This window comes from Streptomyces sp. CA-278952 (assembly GCF_028747205.1).
Taxonomy (GTDB): domain Bacteria; phylum Actinomycetota; class Actinomycetes; order Streptomycetales; family Streptomycetaceae; genus Streptomyces.
Window position 1 is genome coordinate 2,538,630 of record NZ_CP112880.1, and the last position, 24,582, is coordinate 2,563,211.

The window sequence follows — 24,582 nt, forward strand, 5'->3', positions numbered from 1 at the left end:
GCCGGGAAAGCTCGCTTCATGGAGGACCGGTTCGTGAAAGGCCGGTTCGTGGAAGGCCGGGTAGTCACGCATCGCCGCCTCCCACCGGTCCGGACGCGATCGCGCAGACGCCCGCGGGCTCCGGGGCCGGCCGTGGACGGAGGTGCCGCCCGGGCTGGGTCCAGTGGCCGAGGAGGCGGGCTTCCGGCGGGGTGGCGAAGGGCAGCGGGTTGCCGTCGGCGTCCACGGAGTCGGCCTCGCGGCGCACCGGGGTGCGCGAGATCAGCTCCAGGTAAATGCCGCGAAATGCCGCGAGGTTCTGTTCGACGGTGAAGAGTTCGAGCGCGCGGGCCCTTGCGGCGGCCCCCAGGCGTGCTCGACGCTCGGGGTCGCGCAGCAGTGCGACGCAGGCGTCGGCGAGCGCCTTGGGGTTGCGCGGGGGCACCACCAGGCCGGTGCCGCCGATGACTTCGACGACCGCTCCCACGTCGGTGGAGACGGTGGCCCGACCGCAGAACATGGCTTCGACGAGGCTGACCGGGAAGCCCTCGACGACGCTGGACAGCACGATCACGCCGCCCGCGCCGTAGGCCTCGGCGAGGTCGGGGATTTCGGGGCCGCCGATCTCCTCGAAGGTGACCGGGCTGACGCCCTCGGTGTGCGCGCCGGCGGCCTCGTCCGGGAAGAGCTGGGCGGCCAGGGCCGTGCAGTGGGCGAGGTAGGTGGTGGCCTCGTCGCCGTCCGCCGGGGCGCCGAAGACGCGCAGCCGGGCACCGGGCTCGGCGCGGCGGACCTCGGCGAAGGCGTGGAGGAGGGCGATCAGGTCCTTGGCGGGCTCGATCCGGCCGACCCAGACCAGCGTGTCGGGGCCGCCGGCGCCCCCGTCCGCCGCGGCGAGGCGTTCGGCGTCCTCGCCGACCCGGCCGAACCGCTCGGCCGCCATGCCCGGGTAGACCGTGCGCTGCTTGGCGGGGTCCGCTCCGCAGCGCTGCTGCCAGCGGCGGACGTGGGTGTTGCCGGGGGTGACGATCGCGGCCTGCCGGTAGACCTCGGTGGTGAGACGGCCGTGGAATCCGGCGAGGAGGGCGCGCACGGAGGTTCCGTACGGGGTGTCGCAGGCGGCCAGGTAGTGCGCGCGCAGCGGGACGCCGTGCTCGGTGACCAGCAGCGGCACCCCGAAGAAGCGTTTGGCCAGGAGCCCCGGAAGCGCGGCCGCTCCCCCGGAGGCCGCATGGCAGAGGTCGACCGCCCCGAGACTCTCCTGGTCGTACCAGTCCAGCGAGAGGGGTCGCAGCGCGCGTTCCAGCTCGGCGGCGAAGGCGAGGTGGTCGGGGACGGTGGCGCTCTGCACGGTGCGGCCCGCGCCCCGGGCGCGGGAGGCGGCCTCCAGGATCCGGACGGTGTCCTCGGAGCGCAGGGCGAGATGGAGTCCGCCGCGCTCGCGGGCCAGCTCGGCGAGGCCGTAGAGCCCTTCGGCGAACAGCCCGGCGCCGGGGCCCTCGCCCGCGCCCGTACCGGGCTCGTCGGGGGCGCAGATCGCGGTGGCGAGGGCGGTGAGGCGGTCGGTGAATCGCCGGCGGTCGCGCCGCCCGTAGGACTGTTCGCCCCCGGTCACCAGCCGGGCCAGCAGGCCGCGTTCGCCGCTGCCGCGCAGGGTGCCGTCCTCGGGGGTCCACAGCGGCGCGGTGCGCACCCGGCCGACCTGGGGCGGCAGCCGGACCCAGCCCTGGCCCTCCTGGTGGGCGGAGCGGCTCAGTGCGAACAGGTCGAACTCGTGCTGCGGCAGCCCGCGCACCAGTCGGTCGCACCAGAGTCCGGACTCACCGGTCGCATACGGATAACCACCGTCGGTGAGCAGTCCGATCCGCACGAATACACCCCCGATCTCCCTTGTGGGCGGCCGCCGTTGAAATGGCGACTCGCAGCGGGACGACCGTAAGCGGATACGCCGGTGGTGCGACGGACGGTTGTCCGTCGCACCACCGAAAGGGGTGAACCGTCGTAACTTTCCCGCCCCGGTCGCGTTGCGTCGCGATACAGCGGTCGGCTGTTACGGAGAGTCAGGCCCGGGCCAGCCCCTCACGGGCCGACGCGTGCCAGGTCAACCGGTGGGGTGAACCCAGGGGTTGGGCTTGCACTTGATGCCGTCGATCTCAAGGGTCTTGGTCTGCTGCTGCATGACCGGAGCCAGGGCGCCGGGGGTGCGGCAGTTCACATGGTTGTAGCGCAGCCGGTGGCCGACCTCGTGGTTGATGAGCATCTGACGGTAGGGCAGCAATTTGTCCGGGCCGAAGGTGGCTGCGCCCTGCGCCCAGCGATAGGCGTTGATCATGACGCGGTCGGTCGCGGCGGAATCGCACGAGACGTTGTCGACGGTGGTGTCGAGACCCGACTTGGCACACCAGTCGCCGGTGGTCCCGGGGCTGGCGAGCGTGATCACGAAGTCCGGGGTCCCCGACGAGATGCGCTCGAAGGTCATCGCGCCGTTGTGCGCCCAGCTCCGGTCGTCGTTGAGCGTCTTCTGCACGGCTTCGGCGAACAGGCCGGCGTCGAGGCCGAGGCCCTTCTCCACATCGATCCGGTAGCGGTGCTTCTGCCCCTTCCCCGGGGCCTTCGCGAGCCCGGGCACCGCCTCGAACGTGCCGCTCGCCTTCAGGTCCGCGGCGAGCGGAAACGGCTGCGCCATCTTCTCCGCGTACGAGAAGGGCTTGACCTCGGGTTTCGCCGAGGGCTGCTTGGGCCGGCCCGGGGTCGGGCGGGCGTCGGAGCGCGAGGCGTCGGCGCCCGGGTCCTGCCGCTCCGCATCGGCGGCGCGCGCGGCGGCCGCACGGTCGCCGGAGTCCTCGGCGACCTGTCCGGCCACCACGACCGCGAGCACGGTGGTCACCGCGGCGGCGGCGATGCCGGTGAACGTCCGCCCCCTGCCGCCCCGGGGCGCGGCGGGTTCGTCCGGCTCCCCGGCATCGGCGCCGGTGCCGGTGTCGGTGCCGTCCACGCCGTCCGGAGTTCCGGCCGGCGGCGCGTCGGCGTCGAAGGCGTCGACGAACTCCCGGCGCGGGCCCGGCACCGAGGCGCCGGCGGGCGTCGGCTGCCGCGCCGCCCGGCCGTCCGCGGCGCGCTGGGCCGCGCGCTGGGCGGAGACCTGGCGGGCCACGGCCTGCTGCCGGGCGGCGTCCTGGGGCCCGGCGGGCCCGCCGGGATACGGCCGGGCGTCGGCGGGTCGGCTGTCCGGACCGGAGGACCGGCCCTCGTCCTGGTGGGGCGGACGGGGATGGGGGGCGCTGCGGGGCGCGGGGGCGCCGGACTCCCGGCCGTAGCGGGGTACCGATCCGGTGCCCCAGCCGCCGCCCTGCTCACGCTGTTCGGGGTGGCCGCCGCGCACCTGCGGGGCGTCGGGGGAGAACGGGCCCTGCCCGTCACCGGTCGGCGCGGGAGCGGTCCGCCTGCGCCGGCCGCCGCCGGGTAGGGGCCTCGCCGCGGCGCGCTCGCCGCCCGGTTCCGTTGCGGCCGTGTCCGGGCGGATCGCCCCGGAGCCCTTTCGACTGTGTCGTCCCACGCCCCGGATCAGCTCCCGCCGCAATCGTCCAGCAGTTCCCGGAACGCCTGGGCGACCGCCTCCGGGTACTCCATCATCGCCACGTGCCCCGCGTCGGGCAGCGTCAGCAGCCGGGCGTCGCGGAAGGCCGCGGCCGCCCTGCGTGCCATCCGGTACGAGACGAGCTGGTCCCGTCCGCCGTACACGAGCTGGGTCGGTGCCAGCACCCGCTCGGCCTGGCGCCACAGTCCGTGCTGGCCGCCCAGGGTGTACGCGTCGACGATGCCCCGGGCCGAACGCGTCATCGCGTCCCAGAAGTACGGCAGCTCCAGCCGTCGCTCCATCTCGGCCACCGCGTTGCGGAAGGCTTCGTCGGAGACCTGTGCCGGATCGCCGTAACAGAGTGCCATGACTCCGCGCGTCCGCTGCTCCGCCGTCCAGCCCTTCGTCAGCCGGGCGAACAGGGATGCGACTCCCGGCACCGCGAGGAGACCGGTCGGGACGGCGGGTCGCTGCACCCGCCACTCCGGCAGGGCGGGCGAGATCAGGGTGAGGGTGCGCACCAGGTCGGGGCGGACGGCGGCGACTCGGGTGGCGACGGCGCCGCCCAGCGAATTGCCGAACAGGTGGACGGGCCCCCGCTCCTCCGCGTCCAGCAGCCGGATCACCGCACGCGCGTGTCCGGTCACCGAGTAATCGCCGTCGTCCGGCGGCGGCGAGTCCCCGAATCCGGGCAGGTCGACCGCCTCGCCGTCGACCAGGTCGGACAGCAACGGCATCAGCGCGGACCAGTTCTGCGACGAGCCGCCGAGCCCGTGCACGTACAGCGCGGGGGGCAGTCCGGTCCGGTCGCCCGGCCGGCAGCGGACGTTCAGGCCGATCCCCGGCAGCGACACGGAGCGCAGCCGCTCACCGTCGGCGACCCGGACGGCACTGACCGTGGGAGCCACCGCGGCGGCGGCGGCCTGGGCACCCGGCAGCTCGGTCGAAGACATGCGGCAATGTTACGAGACGATCACGCCACCATTCATGTGTTCGCCATCACAGGCCGCATCGCGGGGCAGGCGGGTAGCTCCTACGCTTCAGGGAAGGAAGGGAGCTGCGACATGACGGTCGACCCGAGCGACCCGGAAACCTTCGAGAACGCCGAACCGGAAGCGGCCGGGCCCGAGGCCCCGGAGGCGGACGCCGCCGAGCAGCGTACGGATGTCCTGCCCGAGGACGACGAACGGGCGGAGAGCGTCGATCCGGACACCGCCAATGAGGCCGATGTGGCGGAACAGCGCAGGGTGATTCCCTTGGATGAGGACGATTACCGGTAGTACGCCCCGGTTTGCTCACGACCAGGGAGAACTGTGGCTTCCACAGCCGTCCGGTCCATGAAATTCTGCGTCCGCGCCGCGCACACCCGGGTTACCCAAAAGTACGATGGCTGTACGGCGCAGCGTGCACGGACCGGCTGTGCTGGAACACATATTTGGGAGGCGGCGTGACAGCCATCGAGCAGACAGAGGCCGCGCGCCCGCGGGGTACACGCCTTCCCCGCCGCGCCCGGCGCAATCAGCTGCTGGGCGCCGCACAGGAGGTCTTCGTCGCGCAGGGCTACCACTCCGCCGCGATGGACGACATCGCCGAGCGGGCCGGAGTCAGCAAGCCCGTGCTCTACCAGCACTTCCCCGGAAAGCTGGAGCTCTACCTGGCCCTGCTCGACCAGCACTGCGAGTCCCTGCTCCAGGCCGTGCGCACGGCGCTGGCCTCCACGACGGACAACAAGCTGCGCGTCGAGGCGACCATGGACGCCTACTTCGCGTACGTGGAGGACGAGGGCGGCGCGTTCCGGCTGGTCTTCGAGTCCGACCTGACCAACGAGCCCGCCGTGCGCGAACGGGTCGACCGGGTCTCCCTCCAGTGCGCCGAGGCCATCTCCGACGTGATCGCCGGGGACACCGGCCTGTCCAAGGACGAGTCCATGCTGCTGGCCGTGGGCCTCGGCGGCGTCTCCCAGGTGGTGGCGCGCTACTGGCTCTCCAGCCGGTCCACCATCCCCCGCGACACGGCCGTCCAGCTCCTCACCTCGCTGGCCTGGCGGGGCATCGCGGGCTTCCCGCTGCACGGCGCCGAGCAGATGTGAGCCCTCCGGCGGGGAACGCCTGACGCCGTGTTCGCTGCGGGCGTTGCCGGTCGGGCCGTGAGCGCTGCTCCCGCCGGGCTAATGTGGCTGCGTACGGCGCGGTTCGCCGCGCAAGGACTGACCGTCGGAGGGACATAGCCGTGGAGGTCAAGATCGGGGTGCAGCACACGCCCCGCGAGATCGTTCTGGAGAGCGGGCTTTCCGCCGAGGACGTCGAGAGCGCGGTCGCCGCGGCACTGGGCGGCAAGGCGGAGCTGCTCAGCCTCACGGACGACAAGGGCCGCAAGGTCCTGGTGCCGGCCGACCGGATCGCGTATGTGGAGATCGGTGAGCCGACCACCCGGCGGGTGGGGTTCGGGGCGCTGTAGTCCACCGAACGCATGGATCACAGGAGCGGCCCGGCGGGGGAAGTCCCCGCCGGGCCGCTCCCGCGTCGGGTGCTTCGGGTGCGGGCCTCCGCCCGCCCCGGTTCCCGTACGGGTCGGAACGGTCCGCTGGAGGGTTGCTCCCCACAGGCTGGGGGTAGTACCGCCTACGACCGTTTTGCCCGCCCCGCACACCCCCGCGAGGTGATCCTCCGTGATCTGGGAATCCTTCGGCGCCGCCGTCCTCGGACTCGCCCTGTCCTGGGCGGCGCTCCGATCACTGGCCGACCGACTGCCGTCCGGCCGTGCGGTTTATCTCACCGGCGCGCTGGGTGCCCTGTTCGGCGCGTATCTGACGCATGCCGCACTGGGTACCGGCCATGTCCTGACGACGCTGATCGGAGCCGTGTCCGTCGGGGCGGTGACGCTGTCGCTCCTGATCCGACCACGCGGCCGCCGCCTCGCCCGGTCGGCGGCGGCCCAGTAGCGGGGTGTTACGCGGCCAGTCCCAGCGCGGCCATCCGCTTGGTGTGGGCCTCGGTGATCCGGGAGAACATCCGGCCCACCTCGGCCAGGTCGAAGCCGTCCGCGACGCCGCCCACCAGCATCGTCGAGAGGGCGTCGCGGTCGGCGACCACCCGCTGGGCCTGCGACAGCGCCTCGCCCATCAGCCGGCGCGCCCACAGCGCGAGCCGTCCGCCGAGCCGCGGGTCGGCCTCGATCGCGGCGCGCACCTTCTCCACGGCGAAGTTCCCGTGGCCCGTGTCGTCGAGCACGGACAGCACCAGGGACCGGGTGTCCGTGTCCAGCCGGGCCGCGACCTCACGGTAGAAGTCGCTCGCGATCGAGTCGCCGACGTACGCCTTGACCAGGCCCTCCAGCCAGTCGGACGGCGCCGTCTGGCGGTGGAAGTCGTCGAGCGCCTTGGCGAACGGCTCCATCGCGGCGGTGGGGTCCTCGTCCACGGCGGCGAGCCGCTGGTTGAGCTGCTCGAAGTGGTGGAACTCGGCGGTGGCCATCTTCGCCAGCTCCGCCTTGTCCCCGAGGGTCGGCGCGAGCTTCGCGTCCTCCGCCAGCCGCTCGAAGGCCGCCAGCTCCCCGTAGGCGAGGGCGCCGAGCAGGTCCACGACCGCGGCGCGGTACTGCGGGTCGGCTGCCGCGGTGGCCCAGTCCTGGGCGGCGATCCCGGTGGCTGCGGAAGCTTCGGCGGGGGTCTCAATGGCGTGGTCAGGCGTCTCCATGAACGGAACGATAGCCCGCTCGGCGCAGGGCGGAAGGGCCTGGTCGGCCGGGGCCCTCATACCGTTCCGATGAATTCGTCCAACACACATGCGCGAATCCGGGGTACAGTGGTATTGCGCTTACTGAGCACTCTGCTGTGCCAGAGGCGCGCCCTTGAATGAGGATGCCCGGTCGGTGGCCCGATCGGCTCCGACCCGACAGCCCTCCACGCGGTGCGTACGACACGTGCGACCGCAGCTGAGGGGCCCCCTCAGCGGCACGAGCGCTCGAGCGACGGCAGTGGTCCCGCGCCACCCGGCCCATCCACGGCCGGATGACCAACCCCGGCACGGTACGACCCCCAGCGTTCGCCTCGGACCGCGTCTCACAGAAGAGGCAGCACCCTGACTACGTTCCGCGACCTCGGTATTCTTTCCGAGACGGCCGAAGCCCTTGAGGCTGTCGGCATCATGTCCCCCTTCCCCATCCAGGAGATGACGCTCCCCGTAGCGCTCTCCGGCTCCGATGTCATCGGCCAGGCCAAGACCGGCACCGGCAAGACGCTCGGCTTCGGTCTCCCGCTCCTGGAGCGCGTGACCGTCCCCGCCGACGTCGAGGCGGGCCGCGCCAAGCCCGAGCAGCTGACCGACGCGCCGCAGGCGCTCGTCGTCGTCCCCACCCGCGAGCTGTGCCAGCAGGTCACCAACGACCTGCTCACGGCCGGCAAGGTCCGTAACGTCCGCGTTCTCGCGATCTACGGCGGCCGGGCGTACGAGCCCCAGGTCGAGGCCCTCAAGAAGGGCGTCGACGTGATCGTCGGCACCCCGGGCCGTCTCCTGGACCTGGCGGGCCAGCGCAAGCTCGACCTCTCCCACATCCGCGGGCTCGTCCTCGACGAGGCCGACGAGATGCTGGACCTGGGCTTCCTGCCCGACGTCGAGCGCATCATCACGATGCTGCCGCCCAAGCGCCAGACGATGCTGTTCTCGGCCACCATGCCCGGTGCCGTCATCAGTCTCGCCCGCCGCTACATGTCGCAGCCGACGCACATCAACGCCACGTCGCCCGACGACGAGGGCACGACCGTCAAGAACACCGCGCAGTACGTCTACCGTGCGCACAACATGGACAAGCCGGAGATGCTCTCCCGCATCCTCCAGGCCGACGGCCGCGGGCTCGCGATGATCTTCTGCCGTACGAAGCGCACGGCCGCCGACATCGCCGAGCAGCTGGAGAAGCGCGGCTTCGCCTCCGGCGCGGTCCACGGCGACCTCGGCCAGGGCGCCCGCGAGCAGGCGCTGCGCGCCTTCCGCAACGGCAAGGTCGACGTGCTGGTCTGCACCGACGTCGCCGCGCGCGGTATCGATGTCGAGGGTGTGACCCACGTCGTCAACTACCAGTCGCCGGAGGACGAGAAGACCTACCTCCACCGCATCGGCCGCACCGGCCGCGCGGGCGCCAAGGGCATCGCGATCACGCTGGTCGACTGGGACGACATCCCGCGCTGGCAGCTGATCAACAAGGCCCTGGACCTGAAGTTCCCGGACCCGCCCGAGACGTACTCCACCTCGCCGCACCTCTTCGAGGAGCTCGGCATCCCGGCGGGCACCAAGGGTGTGCTGCCGCGCGCCGAGCGGACCCGTGCCGGTCTGCGGGCGGAGGAGGTCGAGGACCTCGGCGAGACCGGCGGCCGCGGCCGCAAGGCCGCCGCACCGGCCCCCGCCCGTGAGGAGCGCGAGCCCCGCACCCGTACGCCGCGGCAGCGCCGCCGCACCCGTGGCGGCTCCGCGGAGGAGGGCGCCGCGACGGTGCCCGCACCCGCCAAGGAGGCCGCTCCGGTCGCACCGGCCGGTGACGGGGCGTCCGACGAGGCGCCGCGTACGCCGCGCCGTCGCCGCCGTACCCGCGTCAGCGTCCCCGAGGCCGTCACCGAGGCGGCCGTGGCGGTCGCCGAGGCTCCGGTGGTTCCCGCTCCGGTGGTCGAGGCCGCGCCCGTGATCGAGGCCGCTCCGGTGGCCGCCCAGGTGGCCGAGCCGGTCGCCGAGGCCGAGCCGGAGACCAAGCCGCGCCGCCGTCGCAGCCGCGCCGCCGTGAAGCCGGTGGCCGAGGAGACGGCTTCGCCCGTCGCCGCGGCTCCGGCCGCACCGGCCGCGGCCGAGTTCCAGACCGTGGCCGTCGCCGCGGGCGTCGCGGAGCCGGTCGCCGAGCCGAAGGCGCTCAAGCCGCGCCGCCGCACCCGGATCGTGAAGCCGGCCGACGAGGTCGACTTCCAGATCGCCCCGGCCGCCGAGCCGGAGCCCGAGGTGAAGACGCGTCGTCGTCCGGCCCGCGCCACGACGAAGGCCAAGTCGGAGCCGAAGGCCGCGGCCACGTCGGCCGAGCCGAAGGCCCGGGCGGCCAGGACGACCAAGTCCCGGGCGAAGGCGGAGACCGCGGAGACCGAGGAGACCACGGAGAAGGTCACCGCGAAGGCCACGGCGAAGAAGGCCACCGCGAAGGCGGTCGCCTCCGAGCAGCCCGCCGTCGAGGCCCCGGCCGCCGAGGCGGACGCCAAGCCGCGCCGCCGCCGTGCCACCCGCAGCGTCACCTCGACCGCGACCCAGGAGGCCGCCGTGGTCTCCGAGGCCGAGGCCGTGGTGAGCGAGGCCGCCGCCGAGACGAAGCCGCGCCGCCGTCGCGCCACCCGCCCGGCGGGCAAGGCGTCGGCGACGACGACCGAGAGCTGACGCTCACGGCGACCCGGCACCACCTACGGCTCCGGCCCCCGCACACGCGGGGGCCGGAGCCGTTTCCGCTGCCCGGTGCCGCCGTGAGGGCCTCCCGGCGCTCTCGCCGGATGAGCTGCCCGGTGAGGCGTGGACGAGTGCGGCGGGGATAGCCTCGTCGTATGAGCCGCCCGCCCACCTTCGCCCCGCCGCCCTGTGCCCGCGCCCGTGTCCTTGAGACCGAGCGCGGCGACTTCGCCGTCCTGGACGCCGTACCGCGTACCCCGGAGCGGGCAACCGCCCTGATGCTGCCCGGATACACCGGCAGCAAGGAGGACTTCATCGCGCTGCTGGAGCCGCTGTGCGCGGCGGGCTACCGGGTGGTCGCGGTGGACGGCCGGGGGCAGTACGAATCGAAGGGGACGGACCGCCAGGAGAGTTACGCCCAGTCCGAGTTGGCCCGCGACGTGCTGGCCCAGGCGGCGGCTCTGGGCGGCGGGGACGGCAGGCCGCATCTGCTCGGGCACTCGCTCGGCGGTCAGATCGCCCGCGCCGCCGTGCTGCTGGACGCCACCCCGTTCCGCTCGCTGACGTTGATGTCCTCGGGGCCCGCTGCGGTCGTCGCGGCCCAGCGGGACAAGGTGAAGATGCTGAGCGACGCGTTGTCCGTGCTGTCCATGGACGAGGTGTGGGAGGCGATGCGGGCGCTCGATCCGCCGCAGGACGCGGACACCGGCGACGGTGCGGACATGCGCCACCGCTGGCTCGCCCACCACCCGGCCCAGTTGATCGCCACCGGGGCCCAGCTGGCCGCCGAACCGGACCGGGTGGACGAGCTGGCCGCCGTCGGGCTGCCCGTCCACGTCCTGTCCGGGGAGCGCGACGACGTGTGGCCGGTGGAGCTGTTCGACTCCATGGCGCGGCGTCTCGGTGCCCACCGCACCACGATCGCCGGCGCCGAGCACTCCCCCAACACCGCCCGCCCACGGGAGACCGCGAAGGCGCTGGCCGCGTTCTGGGACGGTCTGCCGGCCGCCTGACGCGCCGACGGCGCCCCCGACGCGTCCCGCCGGCCGTCGGAGGCGCCGCCACCGGCCGCCCCGCTTCCGTCAGTACTGCGACTGCAGGTGCTGCCAGAAGCCGTCGCGGAGCGCCCGTCGCAGGTGCGCGTGGCCGCGCAGCGAGTGCTGGAGCAGGCGTTCCGCCTCCACCAGCAGGTCCTGGTCGACGGAGCCCGGCAGATAGGGGTGGCCGGGCAGCAGGTCGGCCAGGGACTCCCGGCCGCGCGCGGCGAGCCAGGCGGCGGCGATCTGTGCGCCGACGAAGCGGACGTCCTCCCGGGAGGGGGCCGGACTGTCGTCCTCGTACGTGGTGACGGGCCGGCGTGTGACGTAGGGGCGGCAGAAGTCGAGCTCGAAGGTGCGCTGGCTGTCGACCTCCCACAGCAGCGGTTCGGCCTGGTTGCGCCCTTCGGCGGCCTCGATGCCCCAGAGGTGCACCCGCGCCCCGTAGCCCTGGGCGGCCTCCACCGCCGAGACCAGGTCCTCGTCGCCGCCGACGAGCGCCGCGTCGCTGATGGCCCGGTGCCGGGCGAGGGATTCGAGGTCGGTGCGGATGAGCGAGTCGACGCCCTTCTGCTGGTTGTTGGCGTTGAGGTTGCCGAGCCGCACCTTGACGTCGGGGAGTTCGGCGATGGCCTGCTGCTCGGTGGTGTGGATGCGGCGGCGGGCCCCGTCGTACCAGTAGACGCGCAGCAGCCTGCTGTCGGCGAAAATCGTGCGGGCCTTGTCGATGAAGGCCTCGATCAGCCCTTCCGCGTCAAGGTCGAAGGAGCGCCGGTCCTCGGTGCCGGTGACGAGCAGCCCGGCCGCGGCGTACACATAGCCGGCGTCCACGAAGATGGCGTGCGTCGACGGGGTCTTGGAGACCTCGATGAGCATCCGCTGGAGCAGCTCGTTGGTGCGGTCCAGGCGGGCGCCGATACCGGCTCCGCCGACGGACCGCGGGTCCGCCTCGTTCATGCGAACCTCATGGTCTGTGGTGGTGTGACTACCGACGGGTACTTAGACATCCAAAAAATTTCCTTAGCGTAGGGAATGTTTGCAGCGGGCAAGCCGTTGTAACCCACGTGGAACGCGAGGGAAGCCTCGCGTTCCTAGTCTTGCCGGTGGGACGCCCCACCGGCGCCAGCAGTTCTCCAGCAGGAGGATCAGACGAAGGGAAGCCCTATGCGCTTCGAGATCATGCGACTCGACGACGTCGACGGTACCGCCGTGGACAGCACCGTCGTGGACGCCGCCTCCGTCAACCGGATCGTGCAGCAGGCCGCAGCGACAGGCCAGCGCCTCTACATCCGGCCGGCCGACAGCTCGGCTTCGTAACGCATCTGGGCCCATGACGCCTGACGAGGCCCCGCGCCTCACCGCATTGCGCCGCTAAAGACGAAGCGCCCCCGCACGGAACGTCCGTGCGGGGGCGCTGTGGTGCGCGGGGAGCGGGTTCAGGAGGTCTGGATGACCTGGGTGACGCCGTTGATGATCTGCTGGACGGCGATGGCGGAGAGCATCATGCCGGCGAGCCGGGTCACCAGCACCACGCCCCCGTCCTTGATCACGCGGATGATGACCAGCGAGTAGCGCATGGCGAGCCAGAGCACCACGTGCATGGCGACGATCGCGGACCACACCGAGAGCTGGCCGCCCACGCCGTCGGCGTGCTGGACCGCGAGGATGACCGAGACGATCGCGCCGGGCCCGGCCAGCAGCGGCATGCCCAGCGGTACGAGCGCCACATTGACGTCCTTCGTCTGCGTCGGCTCGTCCGTCTTGCCGGTCAGCAGGTCGAGCGCGATGAGCAGCAGCAGGAGTCCGCCCGCGATCATCAGGGCGGGCACGGAGACATGCAGATAGTCGAGGATCTGCTGACCGAGCAGACCGAAGACGGCGATCACGCCGAACGCGACCATGACCGCCTGGAGCGCCATCTTGCGCTGCACCTTGGCGGGGCGGCCCGCGGTGAGCGCGAGGAAGATCGGCGTGATCCCGGGCGGGTCCATGATCACAAATAGGGTGAGAAAAAGGGATCCGAAGACAGCGACGTCGAACACAGTGAGCCTTGCGAGAGAAGAGCGGGCGGTACGGGAGCGCGGGGTCCGGGCGGCGGCCGTCGCCGTGTCGGGCACGCGGCGGTACGCACAGGAGCGCGCGGGGAGTGCGGAAGGTGGTGCGGTGAAAGGGGGCGGGGCCCAGGAGCCGGCTGTCCGGTCGTGACGCGCCGGAGCCGCCTAGCGGAGACCGGCTCCGCCGGCGCCCGGCACCGGGAAGGCTCCCGTGGCGCGCCGGGTGATCTCGCCGTAGATCTCGGGGTCGGTGGTGCACGCGCCGAGCTCGACGGGTTTCCGGGTGCCGTGGTAGTCGCTGGAGCCGGTCGTGAGCAGCCCCAGTTCGCGGGCGAGGCCGCGCAGTCGGGCCCGGGTGGGCTCGTCGTGGTCCATGTGGTCGACCTCGACGCCGTCGAGGCCGGCTTCGGCGAGGGCGGCGATCGTGGACTCGGGGACCACCGCGCCGCGTTTGACGGCGGCCGGGTGGGCGAAGACGGTGACGCCGCCCGCCGCCTTCACCAGGCGGATCGCCTCGAAGGGGTCGAACTCGTGCTTCTCCGCGTACGCCCGGCCGCCGTTGCCCAGCCAGTCGGGCGTGAAGGCGTCGGAGACCGTGGGTACGACGCCGAGTTCGACGAGGGCGGCGGCGACGTGCGGGCGACCGACCGAACCGTCCCCGGCGATGCGGGCGACCTGCTCCCAGGTGATGGGGACGTCGAGGGCGCGGAGCTTGCGGACCATCTCCTGGGCGCGCGGCACCCGGTCGTCGCGGACGAGTTCCCGGGCGCGCTCCAGCTCGGCGTCGGCGGGGTCGAAGAGGTAGGCCAGCATGTGCAGGCCCACGCCGTCGACGCGGCAGGAGAGCTCGGCGCCGGTGACGAGGGTGAGCCCCTCGGGCAGCGCGTCGATGGCCTGTTTGTGTCCGCCCACGGTGTCGTGGTCGGTGAGCGCGACGACGTCCAGCCCCGCGGCGGCGGCGTTCGCGACCAGCTCGGCGGGGGTGTCCGTGCCGTCCGACGCGGTGGAGTGGGTGTGCAGGTCGATGCGCACGACGCTTGACTCCGGGGCTCGCGGGCGGACGGGGGACCGCTCAAGGATAACCGCCGCGCGCCGGGCCTCCGGCCGCCCACGACCCCGCTCTCGGCCCGCGCCGAGCCCGAGGCCGGCAGCGCCCGACGCCGGCCGCGCCCGCTGCCTGCCGAGCTCGCCGCCGCTATCGTTCGCCCGTCGCCTGCCGGGGCGGCGTCTCGGGGGCGGTGAGCAGGCGGGGGGTGAGGGCGCCGCAGGGGACGAGGTCCACCTCTCCCCCGGCGTCCCGCAGGTCGGTGAGCACCAGCTCGTCGTACATCAGCAGCCCTGACTGCTCGGGCCACAGGATCGCCCACAGCCACAGCCCGCGCGCCTCGCCCGCGAAGACGGCGCGGTCGGACGGAGCGTTCCTGACGTGCCAGAGGGGGGTGGGGCGGCCGGCGGCGTGGACCTTGGCGTCGGGGGCGGAGTCGACGTCCAGGTGGAGGCCGGGGTCCGGGCCGTCGATCCCGGCGTACCGGGCGCCGAGCCCGACGCCGAGCTCCTCGGCGACCAGCAGCAGCTCGCCCATTCCGCCCAGCGGTCCGGGCCCGGAGCAGGCCACGGCGCTCGCGCGGCCGCCGCTGCGGTCGTCGCCCGCGCTGGCGACCCCGGTGAACAGCCAGCCCACGGGGAGCGGCCAGGGCATCCAGACGGGGACCTGGGCACGGTGCACCACGACGCCGAGGCCTTCGACGCTCGGCGGGATGACCGGCTGCATCGGGTGGACCTGGCCGTGCACGGAGCACTGCCAGGCGTCGGCGAAGAGACCGGGCGCCCTGACCCGGCCACCGCACTTCGGGCAACTGGGTTCGCCCCTCATAGGGACCAACCGTCCTCCCCGCCGGTCTTCGCGTCAAGGACGATCACCCGTCCGCAGCGTGGTCCTGACCGGGAAGAATAGATGTAGTTTGCACTTATTAGCTTGCCTAACTTATTCTGTGCCTAATCATCGATCCGGAGCCGAAGAACTCCGGAGGGCCGGAGGAGAAGGAGAGAAACCGTGCAGGGAGTGGATCCGTTCGACGAAGGAGCGACGAGGGGCGGCATTCTGCGCCAGCCGAAGGCCGTCTGGGCCACGGCGGGCGCCTCGGTGGTGGCCTTCATGGGCATCGGCCTGGTGGACCCGATCCTGCCGTCCATCGCCCAGGGGCTGGACGCCTCGGCGAGTCAGGTGTCGCTGCTGTTCACCTCGTACTTCCTGATCACCGCCTTGGCGATGCTGGTCACCGGCTTCGTCTCCAGCCGCATCGGCGGCCGCAGGACCCTGCTGGCCGGCCTCGCCCTCGTGATCGTCTTCGCCGCGCTCTCCGGCACCTCGTCCTCCGTCGCCGAACTGGTCGGCTTCCGGGCCGGCTGGGGCCTGGGCAACGCCCTGTTCGTCTCCACCGCCCTCGCGGTGATCGTCGGGGCGGCGGCGGGCGGCAGCGCGGCAGCGATCCTGCTGTACGAGTCGGCGCTCGGCCTCGGCATGGCATGCGGGCCGCTGCTCGGCGCGCTGCTCGGGGACGCCAGCTGGCGCTACCCCTTCTTCGGCACGGCGGCGCTGATGGCGATCGGCTTCCTCTGCATCGCCGCGTTCCTCAAGGAGCAGCCGAAGCCCGCCCGTAAAACCTCACTGCTCGACCCGGTGAAGGCGTTGGGGCACGGCGGACTGGCCTCGGTCGCGGCCTCGGCGTTCTTCTATAATTATGCGTTCTTCACGATCCTGGCCTTCACGCCGTTCGTGCTGGACATGACCCCGTACAAGTCCGGCGCGGTCTTCTTCGCCTGGGGCCTGCTGCTGGCGGTCTTCTCCGTGCTGGTCGCCCCGCCTCTCCAGCGCCGCTTCGGCTCCCTGAAGGTGCTGGGGGCCTCCCTGGTGCTGCTCGCCGTCGACCTGCTGGTCCTCGGATACGGCAGCCACGGCACGGCCGTCGTCGCCACGATCGTCTCCGGCGCGTTCATCGGCATGAACAACACCGTCTTCACCGAACTGGCCCTCGGGGTCTCGGACGCGCCGCGCCCGGTGGCGAGCGCCGGATACAACTTCGTCCGCTGGTTCGCCGCGGCGGCCGCCCCCTTCCTCGCCCCGAAGATCGAGGAGTGGACCGACGGCCACATCCCGTTCGTGGTGGCCGCCCTCGCCGCCCTCGTCGGAGCGGCCGTCGTGGGCGTACGGCGCACGGCGCTGACCCACGAGGCCGAGGAGCTGGAGCCGGTCCACGCGCGGGAGGACGGCGTGGCGGTCTTCGCCGACTGACCTGCCGGGCCGGTCAGTCCAGCGGTACGGACGTGCGCAGCGGGTCACGCAGGTCCGTACCGTGCGTCAGCCACCGCTCCTGGAGCTCCTGCGCGCCGCGCACCCGCTTCCAGGCGGCCTCGTTGTGCGTCATCGGCAGCAGCGGCAGGAAGCGCACCGGGTCCATCGGCTCGTCCAGCTCCAGGTCCTCCACCAGCCCGCCGGACTCCGCGACCAGCACCGAGGTGAACGGCGCCCCGGTCCACAGCGGCTCCCCCAGGTCCAGCGAGGCGCCGGCGGCCACGATCAACCCCTCGACCTGCGGGGAAGCGGCCAGCACCGCGAGCGGGCGCAGCACCTGGTCGGTGTCGGCGAGGCCGCTCCGTACCGAGAGGATCAGCTCGGCGCGGGGGCCCTTCACCGGGTCGGCGAGCGGGGAGGTGGGATCGGCCATCGGCCGGCCGGACATGCCGAGCGTCGCGTAGCGGACCACGTCGCCGTCGAGGAAGCGCAGCACCTCGATGCGGTCGGTGCCCAGGAACGTCACGTCGGCGCGGGCGTCCGGTTCCCCGAGGGCGGAGATGAGCCGGGCCTCGACCAGAGCGAGAATTTCTGCCATCCCGCGAGCATAGATCGCGTAGGGAACGGGCAAAGTACGGGATTGGGCCTTGGGCGGCTGATAGCCTGGCCGCCGGTCGGGACAGCACGCAGAAGCGTTGCTCTTCTTCGTCCCGACGACATGTCGTCCCCCACGGGGGACCGGCCGGAGGAGGTGGGGACTGCTATGGATCCAAGTCGACCGTGCAGTACCAACCGCTCTTCCGCGCCTCGTATTTCCCGTTGATCCGACGCCTCGTCGGTCGCCCGGTGCCGACATCGCCGTCGTATCCGGATGACTCCCCGACAGCAGTTCGCGCGACGGAAGAGCCCTTCGTTTTTGCCTGTCTGTAGCGAACGCCGTCATCGCGCCCGCGCGGTGCCGCCCGCTTTGCGGACGTGAGCACACGTCCTCGTTCCGGGCTGTTCCACGCCCTCGCCGACGGCCCTCCGTGAAGGAGCCAGCCATGTCGATGATCCGTGACCTGCGCGCCGCCGTGCGCCCGTCCCTGCGCCCGTCCCTCCGTAAGAACAGCACCCCCTACAGCGCGTACGACACCACCCGCGACCCGTCCGCCTCCAGCGCCGTCGTCGACTGCGCCGTCTACCGCGACGGCCGCCGGCTGGTGACGCCCGCGACCCCGACGCCGCACGAGGCGATGCTCCAGGTGCGGGAGGAGGGCGGCTTCGCGTGGATCGGCCTGCACGAGCCGACCGAGGCCGAATTCGCGGGCATCGCCCGGGAGTTCGGGCTGCACCCGCTGGCCGTCGAGGACGCCGTCCACGCCCACCAGCGGCCCAAGCTGGAGCGCTACGACGACACGCTGTTCACCGTCTTCAAGACGATCCACTACGTGGAGCACGCCGAACTGACCGCGACCAGCGAGGTCGTGGAGACCGGCGAGGTGATGTGCTTCACCGGGCGGGACTTCGTCATCACCGTCCGGCACGGCGGCCAGGGCTCCCTGCGTGCCCTGCGCCACCGCCTCCAGGACGATCCGGAGCTGCTCGCGAAGGGCCCCTCCGCCGTGCTGCACGCCATCGCCGACCATGTGGTCGACGGGTACATCGCGGTGGCCGAGGCGGTGCAGGACGACATCGACGAGGTGGAGATCGATGTCTTCTCCACCCCGGCCAAGGGCAGCCCACGCGGCTCGGACGCGGGCCGGATCTACCAGCTCAAGCGCGAGGTGCTGGAGTTCAAGCGGGCCGTCTCGCCGCTGCTGCGGCCGATGCAGCTGCTGAGCGAGCGCCCGATGCGGCTGATCGACCCCGACATCCAGAAGTACTTCCGCGACGTCGCCGACCACCTCGCCCGGGTCCAGGAGGAGGTCCTCGGCTTCGACGAACTGCTGAACTCGATCCTCCAGGCGAATCTGGCGCAGGCGACCGTCACGCAGAACGAGGACATGCGCAAGATCACCTCCTGGGCGGCGATCATCGCCGTGCCGACGATGATCTGCGGTGTCTACGGCATGAACTTCGACCACATGCCCGAGCTCCAGTGGAAGTACGGCTATCCGCTGGTGCTCGGCGTCATCGGGGTGGTCTGTTTCTCCATCCACCGCATCCTCAAGCGCAACGGATGGCTCTGAGTCCCCGGGCCGGCCGCTGAGTAAGCTCGCGCCCATGACTGACGCCGCCGCGCCCGATGCCGCCGCCGACCTGCTGGAGAGGGCCCTCGTCGAGGAGGCCACGAAAAAGTCCGGTCTCGTCTGGGTGCGGGGCGACGGGCCGGCCCGTGCCGTCTGGCACGTCTGGCACGACGGCGCGGCGCATCTGGTCGGCGGCGGCCCCGGCGAGCAGCCGCTGCCCGAGGGCCTGGCCGACGGCGGCCGCGCCGAGGTGACCGTACGGAGCAAGGACAAGGGCGGCCGGATCGTCGCCTGGAGTGCGGTGTGCCGTTTCCTCCCGCCGCACTCCGAGGAGTGGGAGGCGGCGGTCGCCGAGCTGAAGGGCAAGCGGCTGAACGCGCCGGACGCCGAGTCGATGACGGAGCGGTGGGCGCGCGAGTGCACCGTGGTGCGGCTGACGCCCGACACCGTCAGCACCGCGCTGCCGGACACCTCGCTGGCGGCCGTTCCGCTGCCGACCGGGGCCACCACCCGCCGGCCGGCCCCCGCGGCGCTCCCCCGGCTGCTGCTGAAGCGTCGCGGGAAGCGCTGAGCCAGGGCCCCGCGGTCCGGGTCCCAGCTCAGCCGGAGGACTTGGGGAGCTGGCCGCCGTAGTCGACGGTGTCGTCCTCCTGGGGTGCCTCCAGCGGGAAGGCCTGCCCCCAGTCGGCCAGCGTGACCGTGCCCCCGCCGCCGCCCCGGGCCACCCGGACCGGGTACGGCTGGTCCTCCAGCGAGACGTCGAACGCCCCGCCCTCGCCCTTGCCGCCCAGGATCTGGATGGTGCGCTGCCCGGCTACCGTGTCCCGGCCGCCCTTGCTGACCTTTCCGTTCAGCGCGAGGAGCCCGTCGAGCAGGACCTTCTTGTCCGTGAAGCCGCGCAGCTGGCGGTAGCTGGGGTCGCCCTCGGGGACCTTCACGTACTTGCCGCCCAGCTTGTCGGCGGCCGTAACGTCGGAGGAGCCGCCCTCGCCGCCGCCGCTCTCCTCGTGGGTCCAGAACTCCGCGGGGGCTTTCAGGTAGAGCTCGTCGTCGACCCGCAGCAGGGCGAAGCTCTGCTGCTTGGAGGTCACCGAGCCCATGCCGCCCTCCGCGTTGAGCCTCATCTCCAGCCGGTAGGTGCCGCCCTTGCTGACGAGCGTGCCCGACAGGCGTACGGCGCTCGCCGCTCCGGCCGCCGCTCTGGCCTTCTCGTCGATCTCGGCGGCGGAGAGTCTGGCGACGCCGTTGGTCCCCTTGTCCGGGTCCTCCTCCGTGCCGCAGGCGGCCAGGGCCGCGGTGAGCCCCCCGCACAGCACGAGAGCGAGAGCGGTCCGGCGATGGTTCCGCACGGCCGGGGCGAAAGAGGTCACGGGCGCACTGCCTCTCAACTGCGATCAGGGGTGGCAGACGGCAGCGTACCCGGGCGGCGCCTGCCTCCCGGCAGCCAGCCGTACGGACCGGTCCGCCGGGGCGCGGTGCGGGGTTAAGGGCTAGCCTGATCCCGGCGTACCGGCGAAATCCGCTGGTCGGCGGCGTCGGGCCGGGACGGCCGGGCGCGGACCGTCCCGCGGCACAGGACGACACAGTGGACACGGACGGACGAAGGAGGCCGAGGATGGCGGCGGTCACCCCCAGGGTCTTCGTCTCGCACCTCTCCGGCGTGCCCGTTTTTGACCCGAACGGGGACCAGGTCGGCCGGGTCCGCGATCTGGTGGCGATGCTGCGGGTGGGCGGACGCCCGCCGCGCATCCTGGGCCTGGTGGTCGAGGTGATCAGCCGCCGGCGGATCTTCCTGCCGATGACCCGGGTGACGGGCGTCGAGTCCGGCCAGGTCATCACCACGGGCGTCGTCAACATGCGGCGCTTCGAACAGCGGCCCACCGAACGTCTCGTCCTCGGCGAGTTCCTGGACCGGCGGGTGCGGCTGGTGGACGGCCATGACCAGGACGGTGAGGAGGTCACCGTCCTGGACGTGGCCATCCAGCAGCTGCCGGCCCGCCGCGACTGGGAGATCGACAAGTACTTCGTCCGCAAGGGGCGCGGCGGGGCGCTGCGCCGCAAGGGCGAGACGCTGACGGTGGAGTGGTCGGCGGTCAGCGGTTTCTCGCTGGACGAGCACGGCCAGGGTGCGGAGAGTCTGGTCGCCACGTTCGAGCGGCTGCGGCCCACCGATGTGGCGAACGCCCTGCACCACCTCTCGCCGAAGCGGCGGGCGGAGGTCGCCGCCGCCCTGGACGACGACCGGCTCGCCGACGTCCTGGAGGAGCTGCCCGAGGACGACCAGGTGGAGATCATCGGCAAGCTCGCCGAGGAGCGGGCCGCCGACGTCCTGGAGGCGATGGACCCCGACGACGCGGCCGACCTGCTCTCCGAGCTGCCGGAGGAGGACAAGGAACGGCTGCTGGCGCTGATGCGGCCGGACGACGCCGCCGATGTCCGCCGTCTGCTGTCGTACGAGGAGCGGACGGCGGGCGGTCTGATGACGACCGAGCCGATCGTGCTGCTGCCCGACGCCACGGTGGCCGACGCGCTGGCCCGGGTGCGGCAGGCGGACCTGTCCCCGGCGCTCGCCGCGCAGGTGTACGTGTGCCGCTCGCCCGATGACACCCCGACCGGGAAGTACCTGGGCACGGTGCACTTCCAGCGGCTGCTGCGCGACCCGCCGTTCACCCTGGTCAGCTCGATCGTCGACAGCGACCTGGTGCCGCTGCCGCCGGACACCCCGCTGCCGACGGTCACCAGCTACTTGGCCGCGTACAACATGGTCTCGGTGCCCGTCGTGGACGAGACCGGTTCGCTGCTGGGCGCGGTGACCGTGGACGACGTCCTGGACCACCTGCTGCCGGACGACTGGCGCGAGACGGATCTGCACGGGGAGGAGGGGATCGTTCATGGCGGGTGAGGATCGGGCGAAGGCGGCGTCGACCGGCGCCTCGGGCCTGGTGCGGCCCCCGCGCACCCGGCTGGACCAGCCGAAGGACCCGCGTCGGCGGCTGCTGCCGGAGTACGACCCGGAGGCGTTCGGCCGGTTCTCGGAGCGGATCGCGCGCTTCCTGGGGACCGGGCGGTTCATCGTCTGGATGACGCTGATCATCATCCTCTGGGTGCTGTGGAACATCTTCGCGCCCGAAAACCTGCGCTTCGACCAGTACCCGTTCATCTTCCTGACGCTGATGCTGTCGCTCCAGGCCTCCTACGCCGCGCCGCTGATCCTTCTGGCGCAGAACCGGCAGGACGACCGCGACCGGGTCACGCACGAGCAGGACCGGAAGCAGAACGAGCGCTCCATCGCCGACACCGAGTACCTGACGCGGGAGATCGCGGCCCTGCGTATGGGCCTGGGCGAGGTCGCCACCCGGGACTGGATCCGCTCGGAACTCCAGGACATGGTGAGGGACATGGAGGACCGGCAGGTGCTGTCCCCGGCCGAGAGTGACGAAGGCGACCGCTGAAGGGCTACCCGCCCGTAGTGCTCCGCGCCGTAACATCGTCCGTATGGCTACGGAAGACGCGGTGCTTGAGGCACTGGCGACAGTGAACGACCCGGAGATCCACCGCCCGATCACCGAGCTGGGCATGGTGAAATCGGTCGAGATCGATCCTGACGGTGTAGTCGCTGTCACGGTGTATCTCACGGTCTCCGGCTGTCCGATGCGCGAGACGATCACCCGGAACGTGACCGAGGCGGTCGCCCGGGTCGAGGGCGTCTCGCGGGTCGAGGTGACCCTCGACGTCATGAGCGACGAACAGCGCAAGGACCTGGCGAGCTCGCTGCGCGGCGGCACCGCCGAACGGGAGGTGCCCTTCGCCCAGCCCGGCTCGCTGACCCGGGTGTACGCGGTCGCCTCCGGCAAGGGCGGCGTCGGCAAGTCCTCGGTGACGGTGAACCTCGCCGCGGCGATGGCGGCCGACGGACTGAAGGTCGGCGTCGTGGACGCGGACATCTACGGGCACAGCGTGCCCCGGATGCTCGGTGCGGACGGCAAGCCCACCCAGGTCGAGAACATGATCATGCCGCCGTCCGCACACGGCGTGAAGGTCATCTCCATCGGCATGTTCACCCCGGGCAACGCGCCCGTGGTCTGGCGCGGTCCGATGCTGCACCGGGCGCTCCAGCAGTTCCTCGCCGATGTGTACTGGGGCGACCTGGACGTCCTGCTGCTCGACCTGCCGCCGGGCACCGGCGACATCGCGATCTCGGTCGCGCAGCTCGTGCCGAACGCGGAGATCCTGGTCGTCACGACCCCGCAGCAGGCGGCGGCCGAGGTGGCCGAGCGGGCCGGCTCGATCGCCGTGCAGACCCACCAGAAGATCGTCGGCGTGGTGGAGAACATGTCGGGCATGCCGTGCCCGCACTGCGACGAGATGGTCGACGTGTTCGGCTCGGGCGGCGGCGCACGGGTGGCCGAGGGGCTGACCCGCACGGTCGGCGCCGAGGTGCCGGTGCTCGGCTCGATCCCGATCGACCTGCGGCTCCGCGAGGGCGGCGACGAGGGCAAGCCGGTCGTCCTGTCCGACCCCGACTCCCCGGCCGGCAGCGCGCTGCGCTCGATCGCCCAGAAGCTGGGCGGCCGCCAGCGCGGCCTGTCGGGCATGTCGCTGGGGATCACCCCGCGCAACAAGTTCTGACGCCTGTACGGAACACGGGGCGGTCCGGTGGTCGACCGGCCCGCCCCGTGTGCGTCGCTACGCGTACGTCTCGATGTCCTTGATGGCCGCGAAGCCGAGCCCGTACGCGCTCATCCCCCGCCCGTACGCCCCGATGTGCACGCCCTCGTGGGCGGATCCGGCGAGGATCCAGCCGAACTCGGACTCGCGGTAGTGGAACTCCACCGGCACCCCGTCCACCGGGAGGGAGAGCGTCGACCAGGGCGCGCTGCCGAGGTCGTCGGCGAGGGTGAACGCCGTCTCCGTCTGCTGGTCCAGCCAGTCGTCGCGCAGGGTGTGGTCCATCTGGGGCGGCCAGGTGTACGCCAGCAGGCCGGAGCCCGCGAGCCAGGCCGCCGAGGACACCGTGGTGGCGTCCAGCACGCCCGTGCCGTCACCGCTGCGTCTCACCGGGCTCGCGGCCACGGTGATCACCGCGGCGAACCGCTCCTTGTCGGTGGAGCCGTCCGACTTCACCGACGGCTCGTCGCCGTGCCCCGTCGCACCGTGCTGCACCGTGCCGTCCGCCGCGGTGCCGACCTGCATCAGCCAGCGCGGGCCGGTGAAGGCCTCGTCCAGGCCGTACCAGGGGAAGGTCGCTTCCCGGTAGCCGTCGACGGTACGCCGCGTCGCCGGCACCTCCTCCGCCGTGGCCGTGCCCGGGACACCGTCCGTATCAATCCGACTCGTCGTCTCCATCTGCGCGGCCGCCTCCTCGATCAGTCAGGATCCGGAGCGGCCCGCCCCCCGCGGGCTTGGGCATCCTCGCAACCGGACAGATGGAGAATAGCCATACCGTCCGGACGAGTCGGGATTGACCGGGGGTCAGGTGGCGTCCGCATCGAACGGCGGGCGCTCGGGCTGCGTCTGCTGCGGGGTCTTCTTCAGCAGGTCAGGGGCGGTGTCGCCGGTTTTGGTGAGGCTGGTCACCGAGCCGTCGGCCGACGCGCCCGCCGAGCCGTTCGCCGCACTGTTGGCGGTATCGGACGTGGTCGGGGTGCGCCCGTTGACCGCGTCGGTGACGTCGGCCAGGTCCTTGCGCAGGTCGAAGCTCTCGCGGATCTCCTTCAGCCCCAGGTCGTCGTTGCCGTCCATCAGCTGCTTGCGGACGAACGTCTTGGGGTTGAGGTCCTCGAACTCGAAGTCCTTGAACTGCGGGCCCAGCTCCGAGCGGATGTCTTCCTTGGCGCTGTCCGAGAACTCGCGGATCTTACGGATGGTGCGCGTGACGTCCTGGATCAGCTTGGGCAGCTTGTCCGGGCCGAAGACCAGCACGGCCAGCACCCCGAGCGTCAACAGCTCCAGTGCGCCAATGTCATTGAACACCTTGTTGCTCCTCGTGTTCTCCGCGTGTTCTCCGTGCGATCGCGGCCCGGGTCTCCCAGCCGCCCGGACCGCTCAAAGGTACCTGTCGAAGG

General features: G+C 72.2%; 25 protein-coding genes. 13 read left to right on the plus strand and 12 right to left on the minus strand.

Features of this window, described 5'->3' with window-relative positions; genetic code table 11:
• Positions 1-64 precede the first annotated feature (64 nt).
• The 3 genes from N7925_RS10960 to N7925_RS10970 form a co-directional block, all read right to left on the minus strand.
• Positions 65-1,849 carry a DUF3492 domain-containing protein gene (locus N7925_RS10960; RefSeq protein WP_274343748.1) on the minus strand — a complete coding sequence of 595 codons (1,785 nt, stop codon included), beginning with the start codon at positions 1,847-1,849 and terminating at the stop codon, positions 65-67.
• A 231-nt stretch (positions 1,850-2,080) separates the two neighbouring features.
• Complete coding sequence (locus N7925_RS10965) at positions 2,081-3,535, minus strand: DUF3152 domain-containing protein (protein WP_274343749.1); 1,455 nt, start codon at positions 3,533-3,535, stop codon at positions 2,081-2,083.
• Positions 3,536-3,543: 8 nt separating this feature from the next.
• Positions 3,544-4,509 carry an alpha/beta fold hydrolase gene (locus N7925_RS10970; RefSeq protein WP_274343750.1) on the minus strand — a complete coding sequence of 322 codons (966 nt, stop codon included), beginning with the start codon at positions 4,507-4,509 and terminating at the stop codon, positions 3,544-3,546.
• Between the two features lie 111 nt (positions 4,510-4,620).
• Here N7925_RS10970 and N7925_RS10975 point away from each other — a divergent pair, with 111 nt between their 5' ends.
• The 4 genes from N7925_RS10975 to N7925_RS10990 all read left to right on the plus strand — a co-directional run bounded on the left by N7925_RS10975 (position 4,621) and on the right by N7925_RS10990 (position 6,497).
• A complete protein-coding gene (locus N7925_RS10975) occupies positions 4,621-4,836 on the plus strand; it encodes a hypothetical protein (protein WP_274343751.1) in 216 nt (71 codons plus the stop codon).
• A gap of 167 nt (positions 4,837-5,003) precedes the next feature.
• The gene (locus N7925_RS10980; protein ID WP_265599474.1) at positions 5,004-5,645 is read left to right on the plus strand and encodes a TetR/AcrR family transcriptional regulator; all 642 of its coding nucleotides are present in this window, start codon (positions 5,004-5,006) and stop codon (positions 5,643-5,645) included.
• A 140-nt stretch (positions 5,646-5,785) separates the two neighbouring features.
• Positions 5,786-6,013 carry a DUF3107 domain-containing protein gene (locus N7925_RS10985; protein ID WP_010061602.1) on the plus strand — a complete coding sequence of 76 codons (228 nt, stop codon included), beginning with the start codon at positions 5,786-5,788 and terminating at the stop codon, positions 6,011-6,013.
• 211 nt (positions 6,014-6,224) lie between these two features.
• Positions 6,225-6,497 (plus strand): hypothetical protein, encoded by a 273-nt coding sequence (locus tag N7925_RS10990; RefSeq protein ID WP_265599475.1) that lies wholly within the window; start codon positions 6,225-6,227, stop codon positions 6,495-6,497.
• A 7-nt stretch (positions 6,498-6,504) separates the two neighbouring features.
• On the opposite strand, the gene N7925_RS10995 is transcribed toward N7925_RS10990, so the two are convergent.
• On the minus strand, positions 6,505-7,251 hold the full coding sequence (locus N7925_RS10995; RefSeq protein ID WP_274343752.1) for a ferritin-like fold-containing protein: 747 nt from the start codon (positions 7,249-7,251) through the stop codon (positions 6,505-6,507).
• 450 nt (positions 7,252-7,701) lie between these two features.
• On the opposite strand from N7925_RS10995, the gene N7925_RS11000 reads away from it, so the two are divergent.
• Together N7925_RS11000 and N7925_RS11005 are read left to right on the plus strand one after the other, a co-directional pair.
• Positions 7,702-9,957, plus strand: a complete 2,256-nt coding sequence (locus N7925_RS11000; RefSeq protein ID WP_274343753.1) for a DEAD/DEAH box helicase — start codon at positions 7,702-7,704, stop codon at positions 9,955-9,957.
• A 161-nt stretch (positions 9,958-10,118) separates the two neighbouring features.
• Entirely contained in the window at positions 10,119-10,976 is an 858-nt protein-coding gene (locus N7925_RS11005; RefSeq protein ID WP_274343754.1) for an alpha/beta fold hydrolase, read from the plus strand.
• A 69-nt stretch (positions 10,977-11,045) separates the two neighbouring features.
• Here N7925_RS11005 and N7925_RS11010 read toward each other — a convergent pair whose 3' ends face one another.
• Positions 11,046-11,957 carry an NYN domain-containing protein gene (locus tag N7925_RS11010; RefSeq protein WP_265599479.1) on the minus strand — a complete coding sequence of 304 codons (912 nt, stop codon included), beginning with the start codon at positions 11,955-11,957 and terminating at the stop codon, positions 11,046-11,048.
• A 207-nt stretch (positions 11,958-12,164) separates the two neighbouring features.
• On the opposite strand from N7925_RS11010, the gene N7925_RS11015 reads away from it, so the two are divergent.
• On the plus strand, positions 12,165-12,317 hold the full coding sequence (locus tag N7925_RS11015; protein WP_097870088.1) for a hypothetical protein: 153 nt from the start codon (positions 12,165-12,167) through the stop codon (positions 12,315-12,317).
• Positions 12,318-12,436: 119 nt separating this feature from the next.
• On the opposite strand, the gene N7925_RS11020 is transcribed toward N7925_RS11015, so the two are convergent.
• The 3 genes from N7925_RS11020 to N7925_RS11030 all read right to left on the minus strand — a co-directional run bounded on the left by N7925_RS11020 (position 12,437) and on the right by N7925_RS11030 (position 14,927).
• On the minus strand, positions 12,437-13,042 hold the full coding sequence (locus tag N7925_RS11020) for a MarC family protein (RefSeq protein WP_026290252.1): 606 nt from the start codon (positions 13,040-13,042) through the stop codon (positions 12,437-12,439).
• Between the two features lie 177 nt (positions 13,043-13,219).
• Entirely contained in the window at positions 13,220-14,086 is an 867-nt protein-coding gene (locus tag N7925_RS11025) for a PHP domain-containing protein (protein WP_274343755.1), read from the minus strand.
• A 163-nt stretch (positions 14,087-14,249) separates the two neighbouring features.
• Positions 14,250-14,927 carry a DUF6758 family protein gene (locus N7925_RS11030; protein WP_274343756.1) on the minus strand — a complete coding sequence of 226 codons (678 nt, stop codon included), beginning with the start codon at positions 14,925-14,927 and terminating at the stop codon, positions 14,250-14,252.
• Between the two features lie 180 nt (positions 14,928-15,107).
• On the opposite strand from N7925_RS11030, the gene N7925_RS11035 reads away from it, so the two are divergent.
• Positions 15,108-16,346, plus strand: a complete 1,239-nt coding sequence (locus tag N7925_RS11035; RefSeq protein ID WP_274343757.1) for an MFS transporter — start codon at positions 15,108-15,110, stop codon at positions 16,344-16,346.
• 13 nt (positions 16,347-16,359) lie between these two features.
• Here N7925_RS11035 and N7925_RS11040 read toward each other — a convergent pair whose 3' ends face one another.
• Positions 16,360-16,944, minus strand: a complete 585-nt coding sequence (locus N7925_RS11040; RefSeq protein WP_265599483.1) for a suppressor of fused domain protein — start codon at positions 16,942-16,944, stop codon at positions 16,360-16,362.
• Between the two features lie 445 nt (positions 16,945-17,389).
• Here N7925_RS11040 and N7925_RS11045 point away from each other — a divergent pair, with 445 nt between their 5' ends.
• Together N7925_RS11045 and N7925_RS11050 are read left to right on the plus strand one after the other, a co-directional pair.
• Positions 17,390-18,517, plus strand: coding sequence for a magnesium and cobalt transport protein CorA (locus tag N7925_RS11045; RefSeq protein WP_274343758.1), 1,128 nt, complete (start codon positions 17,390-17,392; stop codon positions 18,515-18,517).
• Positions 18,518-18,551: 34 nt separating this feature from the next.
• On the plus strand, positions 18,552-19,088 hold the full coding sequence (locus N7925_RS11050) for a hypothetical protein (RefSeq protein ID WP_274343759.1): 537 nt from the start codon (positions 18,552-18,554) through the stop codon (positions 19,086-19,088).
• A gap of 28 nt (positions 19,089-19,116) precedes the next feature.
• Here the strand turns inward: N7925_RS11050 and N7925_RS11055 are convergent, their stop codons facing one another.
• On the minus strand, positions 19,117-19,887 hold the full coding sequence (locus N7925_RS11055) for a hypothetical protein (RefSeq protein ID WP_265599486.1): 771 nt from the start codon (positions 19,885-19,887) through the stop codon (positions 19,117-19,119).
• Between the two features lie 245 nt (positions 19,888-20,132).
• Between N7925_RS11055 and N7925_RS11060 the strand changes: the two genes are divergently transcribed.
• The 3 genes from N7925_RS11060 to N7925_RS11070 are packed head-to-tail and all read left to right on the plus strand — an operon-like array spanning position 20,133 to position 23,146.
• Positions 20,133-21,419, plus strand: a complete 1,287-nt coding sequence (locus tag N7925_RS11060) for a magnesium transporter MgtE N-terminal domain-containing protein (RefSeq protein WP_274343760.1) — start codon at positions 20,133-20,135, stop codon at positions 21,417-21,419.
• Positions 21,409-21,969, plus strand: a complete 561-nt coding sequence (locus N7925_RS11065; protein ID WP_274343761.1) for a DUF1003 domain-containing protein — start codon at positions 21,409-21,411, stop codon at positions 21,967-21,969. The genes N7925_RS11060 and N7925_RS11065 overlap by 11 nt, the downstream gene beginning before the upstream one ends.
• A 43-nt stretch (positions 21,970-22,012) precedes the next feature.
• The gene (locus N7925_RS11070) at positions 22,013-23,146 is read left to right on the plus strand and encodes an Mrp/NBP35 family ATP-binding protein (protein WP_265599489.1); all 1,134 of its coding nucleotides are present in this window, start codon (positions 22,013-22,015) and stop codon (positions 23,144-23,146) included.
• Between the two features lie 57 nt (positions 23,147-23,203).
• Here the strand turns inward: N7925_RS11070 and N7925_RS11075 are convergent, their stop codons facing one another.
• Complete coding sequence (locus tag N7925_RS11075) at positions 23,204-23,863, minus strand: hypothetical protein (RefSeq protein ID WP_274343762.1); 660 nt, start codon at positions 23,861-23,863, stop codon at positions 23,204-23,206.
• Between the two features lie 126 nt (positions 23,864-23,989).
• Positions 23,990-24,490 carry a sec-independent translocase gene (locus tag N7925_RS11080; protein ID WP_265599491.1) on the minus strand — a complete coding sequence of 167 codons (501 nt, stop codon included), beginning with the start codon at positions 24,488-24,490 and terminating at the stop codon, positions 23,990-23,992.
• Positions 24,491-24,582: the final 92 nt, after the last annotated feature.